We start from the raw sequence: 15,055 nt of genomic DNA, 5'->3' as shown, positions 1-15,055 counted from the left end.
TCACATGAGCGACATCGATTACAACGTCACCGCGGACGAGCTGCGCCAGTTCATCGAACGGTTCGAACAGCTTGAGGCCGAGAAGAAGGACGTGAACGAACAGCAGAAGGAGCTGATGGCCGAAGCCAAGGGCCGCGGCTATGACACCAAGGTGATGAAGAAGGTCATCGCCCTGCGCAAGCGCAAGCCCGACGACATCGCCGAGGAAGAGGCGATCATGGACATGTACAAGACCGCCCTCGGGATGAGCTAGGCCGACAGGAACCGCACCCCCGGCATGGCCATGATGCGCAGGATGTCCTCCTCATAGGCGTCTGTCATCGCATCGACCAGTTCGGGGGTCCATCCCGGCATTTCGATCTGCATATCGACCATCTCGGGCTTTGCATGTTCCTCCAGAAGCGCGGCGGTCACGTTCCGCCGCTCTTCGACCGGCAGGGGCTGCACCATATGTGCCCGAAGCCGCCCGATGCCCTTTTCGTCCATGATCGTCGCCAGCAGCTCGTCTTCGCCCTCCAGCGGGATATCGACGCCTGCCACCGCGCGCAGAACCTCGGGCCAGATCAACGGCGTATCTTCGTCGCACCAGACCGTCACCGGCATATCCTGCGCGAGAAGATCCGCGATCACCTCTGACCACCGAAGGCCCATTGGATCGATCCCGCCAAGGAAATCCTCGGCCGATTTGCCGCGCTGGCGCTGGAACAGGGCCGGCAGGAACGTCGCGGGGTTGCGGATCGCGATATGCAGCTCCGCCCCGAAGGACGGGAAGATGTTGGTGAAGCTTCGCACCCGCTCGCCCGCCGCCGGATAGAGCCGCCCCCGCACCACCCATTGCGGAAAGGACAGGAAATTCTCCCACGACAGGATCAGCCGTTCGGCCGTGCCGGCATCCATGATCTGGTCCAGCACCTCCTCCTGCGTTGCGTCGGTGGCCGGCATGCGCCGCAGCGCCGTCGCGGTATCGCGGATCAGGTTGCGATAGCGGGCCGGTCCGGGCACCATGACCCCCGCGTCCCCCAACGCCTCGCGGTTCTTCAGCAGGCAGCGAAGGAGACGTTCCTCATCCGTGCAATGGGCGCCAAGATGGTAGACTATCTGCATCTATAGGTATTTCCCGGTCTTTTCCGTTCTATACCGCGCATGGGCGTCCCGGTGAACCGCTTTCCTGTGCATTGGGCTTGTCTTGCCCCGAACTGCGCGGTAAATCCGCCGTAATGCCTCTATAGCTCAGCTGGTAGAGCGGCTGATTTGTAATCAGCGGGTCGGCGGTTCGAGTCCGTCTGGGGGCACCACCTTAGCTTGCATCAGCCCTTATTTTCCAAGTATATCAGGCCATATTCGTCCCTTCGGGTCCACTTTTGGGTTCACAAATGGGGACACATGGATGTTTCTGGCGATGAAATTACCGCACCTTCAGGCCCGTGGAGATGGCCGCTTTCGCTACCGCAGACGGGTGCCCGACTCGCTCAAGGAGGTAGTCGGTAGGGATTGGTGGCTCGTCTCCCTGAAGGCCAGAGAAGGGGCCGCGTTGGTGAATGAACACGCGAATGCCCATGCCAAGATTGAGCGCGAGATAGCCAAGGCGGAGACGCTGGCGGCGATTGGTTCATCCTCCGCGTTGTCGGAACTCGCACAATGGCGCGCGGCTGAGGTCAGGGCTGCCGCACTGCTCAAGGGCGGTGTGTCGGGTGTAGCCGATGACGAGGTCAGGGCGCTGCTAGCTGACAGCATTGCCTCACGCTACCGGCGAGACCCTGAGGACGACGAGGTTGTTGGTCTGTCCCCTGAGGATGCCATGACCATCCGCGCCCTTGTCGTGCCCTCTGCGGCTCCCCCTGAACCCACCCTTTACGATGCCAAGGAGTTTTACCTGAAGGAACGCCTCAAGGGTGGCGATCAGCCTGAGCATAGGGAAGGGGCCGTGAGGCTTGAGCGGGTCTACAGGCGCGCTGTGGAGGCGCTGGGGGACCGTGCTGGGCTGCCCCTGACCAAGTTCACATGGGCAGACGGAAGGGCGCTGAGAGACCACCTCCTCGCATCTCCGAAGAATGGCGGGAAGGGTAAGACCCTGACCCCTGCAACGGCCAAGCGGGAACTTGGATTACTTCGGACAGTCGTGGGCATGGCGCTGAAAGAGTTCCGCCTTGAGGGAAGGGCGATCAATCCATTCGCGGGGGTGGCACCTTCGGAGGCTCGTTCAGGTGGCCCGATAGAAGCTGAGGTAGAGAAGCGCCGCCCCTTGCCGCTGGATGTCATTGAGAAGATGCGCGCCCACCTTACGGCCACCAGCACGAACCCGGACGGGGCATTGATCTGGCGTATCCTGACGGGGACGGGTTGCCGCCTTGGAGAGGTTACCGGCCTGCATGTGGGGGATGTCGTCACCGATGGGGAGTTTCCGCATATTCGCGTTCAGTGGAACGAGGACAGGCGCTTGAAGACTCAAGTGTCCATCCGGTCGGTGCCACTATGCGGGGATGCTCTGGCAGCCGCGAAGGAGGCCCTTGAGTTGCCTCGAGAGGAGCACGCGGTGTTCCCCCGTTACGCCAAGCACCGAGGGCCGGATGCCGCCTCTGCGATCTTAATGAAGCACCTCCGCAAGTTCACCGATGACAAACGCCACACTGTTCACTCGCTACGGCACAACATGAAGGATTGGCTGGCGGATGCGGGGGTCGAGGAGAAGACGCAAAACCTGCTTTTGGGCCATACGCTCGGTGGAATTGGAGATCGGGTTTATGGGTCTGACCCCCAAAGACTTAGGCAAACTACGAGCGGGCTACGTGCCGCATTGAAAAAATCGATGCTTTTCTGCTACGCTGGCCGCGCTGACGTGGCGTTAGGGATGTGACGTTGATACATAGCTATCAAATTTGGAGGTGTTGATTGGCAGTTACCTCTTACCTTTTGCGTTTTACTGAGACCGAAGATGTGCAAGTTGATGCCTCGGGAATAACTATTTTTGTCGGGCCAAACAACTCTGGCAAAAGTCTCGCACTCCGTGAGATGAAGAGCCAATATTTTTATGAACAGACAAACACGCTCGTCGCTGCGTTGGTTCATGCCGATGTGACCCGCACGGAGATAGAAAGGGCTCTGGCGCAGTATACTATCGAAGTTCCCCAAGATGAATTTTTGCCTGATGATCACATCCGATTGGGTAACTTTGACTCATCCGGATTGCTTCAAACTCGGAACGTCCACAGAGACTCTTTGTATAACGTAGCAGACGGCGATGGTTCTGCTGAATATTTCAACAAAGAAGTTTTGAGTTTGGGCGTTTCGCTGCTCGATGGGCGCTCAAGATTTTCTCTTATAGTGGCGCGGGACGCAGGAGACATTGATAAGCCGCCAACTAATATGCTTTCGTTCCTCTTCTCAAATGACGGAGCTAGGAGGGAGGTTCAAAAAGTTGTTAGAGACTGCCTAGGCGTTAATCTTATTGTTGACGCTACATCACTAGGTCAATTTCGGCTTCGAATAACCGTGGAGGAGTTACCTGCGGACGAGCAGTCGCTACGAAAGGAATTCCGTGATCAGATCAAAAGTGCGCTTCTGGTCGAGCACGCTAGCGACGGCGTGCAAGCATTCATAGGTATTATCTGCTCAATCATGTCAGCGCACTACCACACTATTCTAATTGATGAACCTGAGGCATTCTTACATCCTCCGTTAGCACGAAGGTTAGGGCGTGTTCTAGGCGACTACACTAAAACAGGAGATGCCAATTTAATGGTTTCTACCCACAGTTCTGACTTTTTGATGGGGTGTATCGAGTCAGGACAAAATGTGCGCGTCGTTAGGATGGAGTATCGAAATAAAAAATCCCGAGGAATCCTAATAGAGTCAAATGACCTGAGAGCATTTTTTCAGCGTCCTTTAATTCGAAGTTCGAATGTGCTGAGCGCGCTGTTTTACGACGGTGTCGTAGTTTCTGAGTCAGACAACGACCGCGCCTTCTATCAGGAAATTTATCGTTTGATAGCCGATGGTAGACAGGATGCACCTTCTATACTCTTTATCAATGCTCAAAATAAACAAACGATACGGGATATAATTGGCCCGCTTCGAAAGTTTGGCGTTCCTGCGGCTGCTATAACTGATATTGACATACTAAAGGATGGTGGCGGAGTTTTTGCAGGTTGGCTGCAAAGCGCGAATGTGCCGCACGCTCTTCATCTGGGGCTGGGTCAGCAGAGGTCGGCCCTCTGTAAGGCTTTCGATGTGATCGGCAAGGATATGAAGGCAAACGGTGGTGTGGAATTCCTTCCTGATGGCGATAAGGATGCGGCAAATGAATTCTTTGATGGACTCAATCGGTGGGGTGTTTTTCCAGTTCGCGGCGGGGAACTCGAAAGTTGGCTGCCTAAAAAGGGAATCGAAGGAAAAAAGACTGATTGGGCTGTCTCCGCTTTAAATAGGCTTGAGCATTCCACAAACCGAGAGCCATTGGTCCCAGATGGAACAGATGTTTGGAAATTCATGAACATCGTAATTGATTGGATTGCGGACCCCGGTAGGAAAGGAATGTAGAGTTTGCGACCCCGCATTTCGCAGGGCCGCACACTTTTCATTTAGAGGTTGGAGTATTTGGGGAGTCCTTCGCCAACAGACGCGAGGATGTTGTGGATGACGAAGGTTTTTTGCAGCGGAAACAGGCTGAAGAAATTCCGTAGGTCTAGGTGAATTTAGTCGCAGTCCGAGCGCAGGGCTGCCGCATGGTCTCTGGCGTCAGCCATAGGGGGAACTGAGCGTCGATCTTCACTGCGCGACAGGGCGCTCGTCGTCATTCCGACTATCCGGGATAGTCTGCCATGCCTCTATCTCCTCATTTGCATCCCCCATGGAAAATGCGTTCGGGTCAATCTGAAGTCGAGATATATGGATGGGCAGAGAGTTCGCTACAGGTTGCAGGAGCTCGTCGACTATCGTCCAGTAGTTCTGGGTTCCCGGTGCAGGAATAAGTGTCAGATCGTCCGCATCTAGGTCGTTCGACTCAGCAAAGGCTTGAACTGTTGCAGACGCTATTTTGTCGAAGTCGGTAGGCACAAAGACGTCTCGATTGTTGTAGACGACACCCATAACTTCTGAATGCGAGTCAGAAAACGCCTCGGCTGCCTCACGTATCGTGTTTTCCATTGGAAGCCCCAAGTCCATTAAGATTCGCGCGTGTTCTTCGATTGCATATGAGACGAAACCGGCGTTGTTATATTCCTGCCGCCCCCCTAGCCAGTCGAGACTACCAGAGGCCCGCCTCACGGCCTCGTGAAACTTGTTTCTGTCAAGCTGCGTCGCGAGGTTGCTGCGTGAGTTTTTCCGGTCGATGCCCGCCGCCGCGCTTAGGGCTTCCTCGGTCGTGTGCCCGCCTGTCTTTTCCAACACCTCCGCATCTCTGTAGATCGCGGCGGCCGTTGCATCTTTGACGTGACGGTCTCTGAGGCGGGGTTCGTGCGCCATGGCCTTCCAAAGCTGAAAGGCTGTCTGGGCGGGTGCTGGGATCGTAATATTGCCATTCTCGCCCGCTCGAATACGCGCAGGGCCAAGAGACAGATAGCCATCCGACATGACTTTTTCCCAAGGCTCATAGGTCGCGCCCACACCCCATGAAGCTAGCTGCGAAGCCATTACCTGCGGAGTTGCTGATTGCGCCGCCATCGCGGTTAGTTGTTCATCGACAACTGCCTGCACCATCTCCTCCGCGTCGAGAGTAACCGCCCCGCCTGTGTGGGGGTTGATGACGGTCTGAGAGGCAACAGTGTGCGCCGCGCCGCTAGTTACCAAAGCGGTAGCGGTGTCCATCGCGTTTGATCGCAGGTTAGCTTCGAAGGCCCGTCCGACCCGCGCCTCTTGGACATTGGCGTTTTGATACAGCAGGCTCTCCTTCTCCGCTGCCGTCATGGAATGCGCGCCAACGAAGGTGTCCATCTGTTGAACGTCTCGTTCATCGAGTGTGCCGTTAGCGGCCCTGTTTCGGAGTTCGACCACGGACATGACGTTGCCCGCCCGGTCGGCCTTCCCTTGGTTCGCCTTTACGGTTTCCCTCATACGGGCAACATCGGCGACATAACCGGAGCGAGAGGCGAAAGACCCACGGCCCACAGGGTCAGCCGCGAGGATAGCCTCAACAGCCGCGAGGTTCCCCTCATCGGCATACCTGTCGGCCAGCTTCAGGGCTTCCGCGTCGAGTTGGCCGGGGGTCATCCCCAAGGCGCTCTCGTGGTCCGTGTAAAGCCGCGTCAGGGTTGCCCCGATGTCGGCCCCGGAGGTGACCGCATTGTCCACCGCCGCGCCTGCGAGGGTGTAGAACTGGTCAACCGAGCGGGCCTGAAGCTGGGTGTCCCGGTATTCCGCGTGTTGGTTGCGGATGTCGTTGAACACCCCGGCCATGCCTTCGCGGACGCCGGAAGCGATGAACTCGCTCTCGCCGTATGCCTCGTAGTCCTGCTGGGCATAGCCCGCCAAGAACTCGTCGAGGTTGCCGCCTTCCTTGTCGAACTCGTTGTTGTAGGCGGTGATGATCTCCCGCTTACGGTTCGCCGCGTGGGCCATCCCGAATTGCTTCTGGAAGGCTGCCCGATACCAAGGGCTTTCGGTCTTGCGCATGGTGCCCTTCGAGACAGCCCCACGGGCTTGGTCGTAGGTCATGCCTTGGATGGTATCGTAGGCGCGCGTTTCCTCGGCGGCGCGGTAGTCGTCCTGCGCCCCTTGGATGAACCCTTGGATTTCCGGTCGGATGGCCGAAAGGGAGTTCGCAAGGGACAGCAGAGGGGACTCTGCGACTTGGGCCACGGGGGCCGCGATGCCGAGAGGGCGGGCGATTGCCTGAACTTGGGGCATAGCGCCAAGGTCGGTGTTTACGGGCATTCTAGCCATTCTTTGATTCCTTCAAGATGTGTGTCGTCGAACGCGCTGATGTTGGGACAGGGAGCGGCACAGGGGAGTCGGGGAAGCGGCGTCAGGTATCCGCGAAGGTGACGCCACTACTGGCAGCGAGCGCCGCCGCTTGCTTCGCCAAGGCATCCGCTTCCTCGTTGAATTGATGCCCGACATGAGAGCGCACCCAGCGCCACGAGACATTCCATCCTGCGGCGGCGGCCTCGATGTCCTTCCACAAATCAGTGTTCTCGACGGGCTTCTTCGCGGAGTTACGCCAGCCTCGGGCTTTCCATCCAGGCAGCCATTCGTTCACGCCCTTGGAGATCATCTCAAGGTCTGCATAGACGGCGACGCGCTCAGCGGTCGGCGGTCCCAGCGCTTTGAGGGCTTCGGCTACAGCGGTCATTTCCATCTTGATGTTGGTCGTGATGAATTTGCCGGAGCCAGAGATCGCGACCTTTTTGATGACTTTATCGTCTGCGTCGAGGCGGAGAAGGAGGGCAGCCCAACCACCGGGACCGGGGTTACCTAAGGCAGACCCATCGGTGTAAATGGCGATGCGCGTGGCGCTCGCTTCGGTGTGTTCTGACACGTTGATTGCAGTGATTGCAGTGTCCGGTGAGTTGTCGTCGTAGCCGCGCGAAGTCTCGGCCCCCCTGATGAACGAGAGGAGGGCCGTGGGTTTCTGGGTGGTGCTGGTGTCTTGCATGTGGGTGCATCCATTCAGGCCGCGCAAGGGCAGCCTATGAGGGTTTCTCTGAAAGGTGTGGCGCTGGGGCGGGGTCAGGTATCCGCGAAGGTGACGCCCCGGCGGGCCGCCAGTTGTGCTGCCTCTTTCGCCAAGGTGTCTGCTTCTTCGTTAAACTCATGGCCTGCATGAGCGCGCACCCATTCCCATGAGATGTTGCGCCCTGCGGCAGCGGCTTCGATGTTCTGCCAGAGATCGGCGTTTTCGACAGGCTTCTTAGAGGCATTGAGCCAGCCTCGTGCTTTCCATCTAAGCAGCCATTCGTTCATTCCCTTCGAGATCATCTGAAGGTCCGAGTAGATGGTGATGTGTTCGTCGGTGGGAGACCCCAGCGCTTTGAGGGCTTCAGCGGGGGCGGTCATCTCCATCTTGATATTCGTTGTGATAGACTTGCCGGGGCCTGAGAGTGGCACCTTCTTGATGACGTTATTCTCTGCGTCGAGGCGGAGAAGGATGGCAGCCCAGCCACCGGGGCCGGGGTTACCTGAGGCAGACCCATCGGTATAAATGACGATGCGCGTTCGGGCCGCCTGAGCGGCTGGTGTTTCGGTGTTCATGTTTTTCCTTGGGGTGATGTGGGGGTGGCGCTTGTGCGCTGAGACCCTGAAGGCGTCATGCCCTATAGATGCAACTGAAGGTGCCTCTAAGAGGCTGGGTCTCCTCGGCATGGCCAAGATGGAGATGCACCTTGAGTTGCCCCCTAAAGGCCAACTTTTGGTCCCCTCTTATAGATGTGGAGGGCGGATTATGCCGCCGCCGATGCCTGAATGACTTCTCCGGTAGGCGGCTCAGGACAGCGAGAATGAACCACGTCCGGGGCACCGTATCCCCAGAAGCGTCGGCAGTAGGCGTCGGCGGCTTGTGAGATAGTCCGGTATGAGGCGGGGCATCTGCGAAAGAAAAGATGCGCCTTCTCTGGTGGTGCCGATAAGAGGCGAGGGTCTGTCAGGATGCCCCGGAGGTGGGCGTCATGGGTCCGTGCCGCCTCGATCAAGTCGCGCATGAAGCCGAGCCGTTCAAAGGGCGGCAGGCTATAAAGCGCCTCAGCGAGTTCCCTAGCGCGGGCGTTATGAGACCGCGCGCGTGTGCGTTCGGCGCTGCTGTTGGTCACATTTCGCAGCCCCCTTGCGGTGTTCCGAGTGGTGGCTTTCTGGCACTTCGGGGTGCAGTATCGTTGGTTGCTACGCGCTGGGGTAAACGTCGCGGCGCATCCCGGACAGGCGACAGCACCCCCATTTTTTACGTCTGAATATTCCGGCATCGCCGCGACTCTCCGGTGAAATGCAAAAGGCCCCCGAGGTTTCCCCCGAGGGCCGCGAACGGTGCGTGGCCGAGTGGTGCCTAGGCGCGCTGGGGCTTGATGAGACCGGCCTGCACTGCCTGCCGATACATCATCTGTCCCAAGCCCTGCTTCGACAGGTCCAAGAGGATGCCCTCACGGGTGCGCTTATAGGTGATACCTTCGAGGTCCAGCGCGTCGGCCACCGCGTCGGGGTCGATAACGTCCAGCCTCTCGGTGAACCCTTGGGCCAGCTTGGCAAACCCTGCCACGGAACTCGTGTGCATGAGGTCGCGGACACTGGCCTGAAACTGCGCTTTCGTGTCGGGGCTGCTGTGGATGTATTGGGTGAACATGTCGCGGTCGTGAACCGGGAAGGATTGTTCGAGATGCTGATAGACGGCATCCTCCATCCCATCCCGAGCGTTGTTCACGAGGGCAGCCATCTCGGCAGGCTCAAGGCCCGATTGCGAGGCCAGTTGGTCCAGCGCAAGCATGTTCAACTCGCCCTCCCGGATGATGGACTCTAGGGCCACCACAGCGCCCCCCTGAGTCGTCCTCTTGAGGACTTCGGCCAGTGCCCCTTCCGTGTCGGCATCGGCTTGGAAGGCCCCTCCCAGCGCCTCCTCAGCGGTGCCCCCAGAAGCGAGGCCGACACCGGCCCCCGCTTGCTGCATCTGGGGGTCAACCTTTGGGTGCGCGTAGGGGATGCCGAGACCGGACGGGGCAGACGCGTCGATGTAGTCTCCCGTGGCCGCGTCACGCCGGATGAGACCCATCGAGAGGGCGAGGGCGATGGTGCAACGCTGCCCTGCGACTTGGATGGTGTCACTGGTGTGGACTTCCCGCCCGATAACGTGGCCGCCAGAAGGGGACTTCGCGGTGCCCATGAGTCCGTCACGGGCGAAAGCATCTGCGGAGGTCACGACAGACGAACTATCACGGCGGCTCTCGCCTACGCCATTGCGAATGGTTACTTCGCCACCGCCGTTATCGGTGATGCCTTGGCCGGTTGTGTATTCCATGTTCGGTTTCCTTGAATTGGTTTCAGGCAGCGTCGGGCTGCGAGTGGAGGGGGCTGAGAGATTGTGCGATAGCGCCGCGCCGTTCTGCCTCGGTGACGGCAAGCGCGTAGGCTTTCCTCATCGTGGGGGTGGACGCTTCGCCCCGGCTAGGGACATTGACAAAGTTGGCGGATGCTTCCTGCATCAGGGCGAACAGGGACTTCCACAGCGCCCTATTGCGGAGTTGGACCGGGGCCTCACCCGCCTTCTCCGCGTCGAGATGCGCGCGGGTCGCTTCCAAGCTATCCATGAAGGCCAGCGAGTTGACGCACACGATCACCCCAACGCGATGACATTCGGGAGTTGCGCGCAGATATGCTTGGAGTGCGCGCAAAGAGGTTAGCAGGGCCTCCCGTTCGGCATGTCCGCGAAGGAACCCACTGATGGCCGCGCGCGTCATTTTCAGGCCACCGTCCGGTGAGAGGTGATGGGTGAAGGTAGCTGCACCGACAGGGCCGCCGCGTTGACTGGGGGGCGCGGGTCGCGTGGGTGGCGATGGTGATAACGGCCAGCGGCGGGTCCATGTATTCTTTAAGGGCGATCTTTAGGTTTTCCATGAGGTCTCTTGAGGGTTCACAGCCGGGGGCCGTGGGGTTTCTTGAAAGGGTGGCCTTTAGTCTTCGAGGAGGGTTCCTGCGGGGACTGAGCGGGCATCTGTGCGGTCGAACCTCCACCGCCCCGTGATCTCCGTTCCGGCTTCCTGCATGGCAGCGAAGCGGCGGTTCATGGTGCCGAGAGTGCGGAGCGACACGGGCACGGAAAGGGCGATAAGGTCGAGTGTAAGGCCGGTGTTCTGGCGGTCTCGAACCATTGCCCAAGCGGCATCGGCGCGGGCGTCGGCATAGGTGAATGGGGCGGGTTGCGGTGTCTGGCGAGTGGGCATGTTGAATGGTCCCTGAGATGGGTCGCGGCGAATTGCTTACGGCTAGGGGCGGGGTTAATCGGGCAAGCTGCCATAGGGCGCTTCGGGGATGCCGTTGCGGTGCGGCCTTAATGGTGCCGAGAGTGATGTAATGTGCTGTCATCTAGGGGTGGGGTTAATCGGCAACGTGCCGAAAGCATGAAGCGCCCAGCTTCTCCTCGCCCATGATGTAGCCGCCCGTCTTGCGGATGGTCGGGAGGACAACGCGGGTCACCCAATCTTGGAACGCGATAGCTTCTTCTCGGTGGGTCTGGGCGCGCATCACGAGGCGATACACACCACTTTCCGATACGATACTCATACCTCGATTGGGGAAACCGCTAACATCAGAGGTTCTGAGGTTTGATTTGAACAGTGTGGCGCGCTCGTCCGGCAGGAGGGACTTGACAGCCATAGCGGTAGCCCCGGCTGAGGTATATCCCAGCATGTCGCAGACATCCTTAGCGACAAACCAAGGTTCCCCTTCAAGGCGAACCGCCCGGAGGCCCAGCCCGTTGAACTCGAAGGTCTCGATAGCGACACCCTCGGTGGGCGCGGCGGTGTGCCGCACCGTGGCACGAAAGTTTCACCTGTTCTGAACTAGGATAGGAATTACGCCGAAGCCTTGACAGAGAATTAATAAGTCCTCTCCGTGGTCTTTCCATTCATCCAGAAGTTACATCATGCAACTGTGCAAAATACTCGCCGTTGTGGCTACCTTGACCCTTTGTAGCTGCACAACCCTCGATACGAATGTTAGCGCATATTCCAAGATACCTGCTGATCTACAGCCAAAAACGGTCCAGATCGTGCCACTGGTGCCCGAAGACGGAAAAAGTCTGGAATGGCAAACGGTCGCATCGAAACTGGCGACATCGTTAACGGAAAAGGGATATACGGTCGTTGCGTCCCGTAAACAGGCGCGTCTCACTGCGGGCCTTGGCTTCTTGATTGACGGTGGCGAGCGTGTAGCATCGTCTTATTCGATCCCACAATACGGGGTCACGGGATATAGCGGTGCCACCACTTCTGGAACGGTGGTGGGAAATTATTATAGCGCGACAACAACCTATACGCCTACCTACGGCGTTACTGGGTATTCCAGCGGCACACGTGTTGATACGATTTTCACACGCGGCACCATGCTCTTAATTCAGGATAATAATACCCGGCAAACGGTTTTCGAAGCGAAGGCCACCAGTCAAGGCGATTGCGGTAACATCGCACTCGTCGCTCCGGTAATGATTGAAGCTATCCTCTCAGAGTTTCCTGCTGGAAAGATTGGAACAGTGACGGAGATAGTAGATTGGGAGTGCTAGATGAGACGCCGGTGTTTCACCGTCAGTAAGTATCCGTTCTGCCCGTAGACGGAAACTTGACAGCAAACGCTAAGGGGTTCTGAAGTTGCCCGCCTGTGGTGGACCTTTGGGCGGGCAACTACAACGAACGCGCGCGCCAACAGATCACCCCTTCAAAGGCAAGCAAGGTCAATATTGCTGACCTATATAGGCAAGGGTGGGGGCTATTCGCGGTAGGTTATGGCTGAGGTGTGGGCTATTCGCCCTAACCCAGACGTTCCAAGACCCGCTTTACCTGTGACGCTTGCCAAGTGCCCCCTCGGGCAGTCTTTACGCCCCCCTTATCCAACGCCTCAGCAATCTCCCTAAGGCTTGCCCCTTGTGCCCGCATAGGCAGCACGAACGCGGCCACCTTGTCGGCCCTGTCCTTGGCCCCCGCTTGCACCGCTGCGTTGCGCCTTTCGGTGTTTGGCCGGATGCCCCCTAGCTTCGCCCCTTTGGCCTTGGCCTCTGCAAGGGCCGCTTTCGTCCGTGCGGAGATGAACTCGCGCTCTTGTTCGGCTAGGGCGGCATAGATGTGCAGTTGGAACTTGTCCGCGTGGGGCATGGAGGCAACCCGGAACTTGGCCTTCGGGTCATCCATAAGGGTGGCGATAAAGGACACCTTGCGGCTCAGGCGGTCCAGCTTCGAGACGAGGAGTTCCGCGCCGGTCTTGCGGACGAGGGCAAGGGCTTCAGCAAGGATGGGCCTATCGTTGTTCTTGCCGGTCTCGCTTTCGGTGAACTCAGCGATGACCTCAAAGGGGGTCTCGGAGTAGTTCTTTAGGAACAGCCGAATGTCGCGCTCTTGGGCCTTGAGGCCGAGTTCGGAGCGGGCTTGCTCCTCGGTGCTGACGCGCTTGTAGATGACATACTTCTTCATTGAAAAACCCTGCCCCGATGGTCTGGGACAGGGCTAACATCGCCTTGTTGCAAATGTCAATGATAGTTGTGGGTGTAACGATTAGTAGCCAGAGAACGTGCCGCCCGATTTATGGAAGTTGTGCAGGACGACCCTGCCATAAGGAAGCCAGACCATAAGTTCGCCAACGCCAGAGCGTTCGGTAGTGAATGAATGGTCCTTACGGCCATCATATTCCCAGAAGAACTCGAAGCCGAAAATGTAGATCGTGGTCATCCGCAGGTGGATGTCGATGTAAATGCGAAGCCCAAAGATATTGATGTCGATAGAGTTGTTCATGGTCGTCCCCAAAGTGCCCGGTGCGTTCTGCACCTATGCATCCATGAGTCATTCTTTGGCAGGCAGTCAACAGTTATTTCTTTTAAATACATCCACTTACGGGACTAAATCATCCGTGGAAGTATTTTTCTTGGGGCCGTTAATTACCCTGAGCCTCCACGCGTTCACCGAGGACCGGGAGGGGGGGTATCGCGCAATCCTCTAGTATGATCTCCCCGTCTCGCACTTGTATGCCGGAATATTCCGACCGTGGGGACAACACCTCAGGCGGACGTAGAGACGCTACGGCCAAGCGGGTCTGTTCTTGATTGGCGGCGGACATATCGGCCACCTTCAGGTTCACCTCTCGTGGTAACCTCTCCGCCACCCCGTGCGGCAGCTTCCCGACGTCCGAGACCAGCAACATAGCGCCCGTGTCAAAGGCAGCCTTAGCGGCTCCATAAAAGCGCACCTGAGGGTCTGTCTCGGTGTCCACCTTCTCGACGACATCTAGGATGACCCTGAAGTCTCCGCCTGTGGCCGCGTTGAGGTAACTGTAGTTGCGCGCTTGTTGGGACCAAAGGCCCGCCTTGTCTCGCCGTCTCTCGTCCATACGAAGGCACCGATACAGTATGACGGGGAAGGCATCGCGGCTGTGGCTTGCTTCCACCGATTGAAGGACAAGTGAGCGGAGGCGTTCGACGGAAGCCAGTAGGTCACCTGACGGGGGAGGCGGGAGGGGCAACAAGAGGCGTTCAAGGTGCGGCAGAGGAATGGAGACTACGCGCTCTCTGATGCCGTTGTCCCACGTTGCGCGGTAATGCTCTTTGGTGTCGAGGAACCTATTGCCGACGCGGGCATATAGAGATGACCCTGACGGTAGCGCGTGGGTGTGTAAGCCAAGGTATCGGTAGGCGTCGGGGACTGCCACGAAGATGGAATCGTTGGTTTGGCGCCACCGAACAACGTGCCCGGTCGTCGGGTCTGTAGCTGCGCCGAGGCTGGGATAAGGGGACATACTGGCACCTAGCGTTACTGATCTTCGGCCACTGAGGGCGCGGCGAGAAACTGGAATCAATCCCCCTAAGGTTCAGAAAGTCCGTGACGTGTGGCCCGCTGGCGATACCCTAAGGCCCCCTTGCGCGGGGACACTTGCGGTAATAGTTTGGGGACACTTGGCCTGAGGGGCGGACTCTCAATGGCTTGATATTGCTGCAATTATAGCGGTTTGATTGCTAAGTCTGCGTCCGTCTGGGGGCACCATTTTCCACGCAAGCAGCCTGCGGATTGAACGCGCGACGTGCCTGACCATATTCCTGTGCAGGAGGATCTTTCCATGGCAGGCGGATGGGCGCGGGATGGCGCCGTGAACGAACAAATCGACGCATCCATCGCGGATGAACTTTCGCGCCTGAAGGCGTTGCGGCGCCCCACGGGCGAAAGCTTCGCGTTTTGCGCCGAATGCGAGGAGCCGATCCCCGAGGCTCGGCGCATCGCCATTCCGGGCGTGAAGCTGTGCATCGATTGCCAGCGGGGCAGGGATGCCCGCCCCGAGGACCCGCGCGGCGGCATCAATCGCCGTGGGTCAAAGGACAGCCAGCTTCGCTGAGCCACGCGGCGCAAACCGTGCTATAATCCCCCGAGTCGTGCGTTCCGGGGGAGGTTCG

15 protein-coding genes and 1 tRNA gene are annotated in these 15,055 nt (G+C 58.4%); 6 read left to right on the top strand and 10 right to left on the bottom strand.

Annotation, left to right across the window (positions count from 1 at the left end):
* The first annotated feature begins 4 nt into the window (after nt 1–4).
* A complete protein-coding gene (locus E2K76_RS01645) occupies nt 5–253 on the top strand; it encodes a DUF2312 domain-containing protein (protein ID WP_136682521.1) in 249 nt (82 codons plus the stop codon).
* On the opposite strand, the gene E2K76_RS01640 is transcribed toward E2K76_RS01645, so the two are convergent.
* Entirely contained in the window at nt 250–1,104 is an 855-nt protein-coding gene (locus E2K76_RS01640; protein WP_136682520.1) for a hypothetical protein, read from the bottom strand. The genes E2K76_RS01645 and E2K76_RS01640 overlap by 4 nt on opposite strands.
* 115 nt (nt 1,105–1,219) lie before the next feature.
* Between E2K76_RS01640 and E2K76_RS01635 the strand changes: the two genes are divergently transcribed.
* The 3 genes from E2K76_RS01635 to E2K76_RS01625 all read left to right on the top strand — a co-directional run bounded on the left by E2K76_RS01635 (nt 1,220) and on the right by E2K76_RS01625 (nt 4,536).
* Nucleotides 1,220–1,295: transfer RNA gene (locus E2K76_RS01635), tRNA-Thr, on the top strand.
* A 161-nt stretch (nt 1,296–1,456) separates the two neighbouring features.
* The gene (locus tag E2K76_RS01630; protein ID WP_169053171.1) at nt 1,457–2,854 is read left to right on the top strand and encodes a tyrosine-type recombinase/integrase; all 1,398 of its coding nucleotides are present in this window, start codon (nt 1,457–1,459) and stop codon (nt 2,852–2,854) included.
* A gap of 35 nt (nt 2,855–2,889) precedes the next feature.
* On the top strand, nt 2,890–4,536 hold the full coding sequence (locus E2K76_RS01625) for an AAA family ATPase (protein ID WP_136682518.1): 1,647 nt from the start codon (nt 2,890–2,892) through the stop codon (nt 4,534–4,536).
* A 228-nt stretch (nt 4,537–4,764) separates the two neighbouring features.
* Here the strand turns inward: E2K76_RS01625 and E2K76_RS01620 are convergent, their stop codons facing one another.
* From E2K76_RS01620 to E2K76_RS01590, 7 genes are all read right to left on the bottom strand, one after another.
* Nucleotides 4,765–6,876: a hypothetical protein gene (locus E2K76_RS01620; protein WP_136682517.1), complete on the bottom strand. Its 2,112-nt coding sequence runs from the start codon at nt 6,874–6,876 to the stop codon at nt 4,765–4,767.
* 82 nt (nt 6,877–6,958) lie between these two features.
* The gene (locus E2K76_RS01615; protein ID WP_136682516.1) at nt 6,959–7,588 is read right to left on the bottom strand and encodes a ribonuclease H family protein; all 630 of its coding nucleotides are present in this window, start codon (nt 7,586–7,588) and stop codon (nt 6,959–6,961) included.
* Nucleotides 7,589–7,662: 74 nt separating this feature from the next.
* Nucleotides 7,663–8,184: a ribonuclease HI gene (gene rnhA, locus E2K76_RS01610; RefSeq protein WP_136682515.1), complete on the bottom strand. Its 522-nt coding sequence runs from the start codon at nt 8,182–8,184 to the stop codon at nt 7,663–7,665.
* 784 nt (nt 8,185–8,968) lie between these two features.
* Nucleotides 8,969–9,931, bottom strand: coding sequence for a hypothetical protein (locus E2K76_RS01605; protein WP_136682514.1), 963 nt, complete (start codon nt 9,929–9,931; stop codon nt 8,969–8,971).
* A gap of 22 nt (nt 9,932–9,953) precedes the next feature.
* On the bottom strand, nt 9,954–10,370 hold the full coding sequence (locus E2K76_RS01600) for a hypothetical protein (protein ID WP_136682513.1): 417 nt from the start codon (nt 10,368–10,370) through the stop codon (nt 9,954–9,956).
* A 213-nt stretch (nt 10,371–10,583) separates the two neighbouring features.
* Nucleotides 10,584–10,853 (bottom strand): hypothetical protein, encoded by a 270-nt coding sequence (locus tag E2K76_RS01595; RefSeq protein WP_136682512.1) that lies wholly within the window; start codon nt 10,851–10,853, stop codon nt 10,584–10,586.
* Nucleotides 10,854–11,007: 154 nt separating this feature from the next.
* Entirely contained in the window at nt 11,008–11,442 is a 435-nt protein-coding gene (locus E2K76_RS01590) for a BRO-N domain-containing protein (protein WP_220432157.1), read from the bottom strand.
* A 112-nt stretch (nt 11,443–11,554) separates the two neighbouring features.
* Here E2K76_RS01590 and E2K76_RS01585 point away from each other — a divergent pair, with 112 nt between their 5' ends.
* A complete protein-coding gene (locus E2K76_RS01585) occupies nt 11,555–12,190 on the top strand; it encodes a DUF4136 domain-containing protein (RefSeq protein ID WP_136682511.1) in 636 nt (211 codons plus the stop codon).
* A gap of 244 nt (nt 12,191–12,434) precedes the next feature.
* On the opposite strand, the gene E2K76_RS01580 is transcribed toward E2K76_RS01585, so the two are convergent.
* A complete protein-coding gene (locus E2K76_RS01580; protein WP_136682510.1) occupies nt 12,435–13,091 on the bottom strand; it encodes a recombinase family protein in 657 nt (218 codons plus the stop codon).
* A gap of 81 nt (nt 13,092–13,172) precedes the next feature.
* Nucleotides 13,173–13,442, bottom strand: coding sequence for a hypothetical protein (locus E2K76_RS01575; RefSeq protein WP_136682509.1), 270 nt, complete (start codon nt 13,440–13,442; stop codon nt 13,173–13,175).
* 1,282 nt (nt 13,443–14,724) lie between these two features.
* Between E2K76_RS01575 and E2K76_RS01570 the strand changes: the two genes are divergently transcribed.
* On the top strand, nt 14,725–14,997 hold the full coding sequence (locus E2K76_RS01570; protein ID WP_136682508.1) for a DksA/TraR family C4-type zinc finger protein: 273 nt from the start codon (nt 14,725–14,727) through the stop codon (nt 14,995–14,997).
* The last annotated feature ends 58 nt before the right edge of the window (nt 14,998–15,055 follow it).

Source organism: Falsirhodobacter xinxiangensis (assembly GCF_004959935.1).
GTDB classification, from domain to species: domain Bacteria; phylum Pseudomonadota; class Alphaproteobacteria; order Rhodobacterales; family Rhodobacteraceae; genus Falsirhodobacter; species Falsirhodobacter xinxiangensis.
This window is presented reverse-complemented; position numbering and strand designations above follow the sequence as displayed.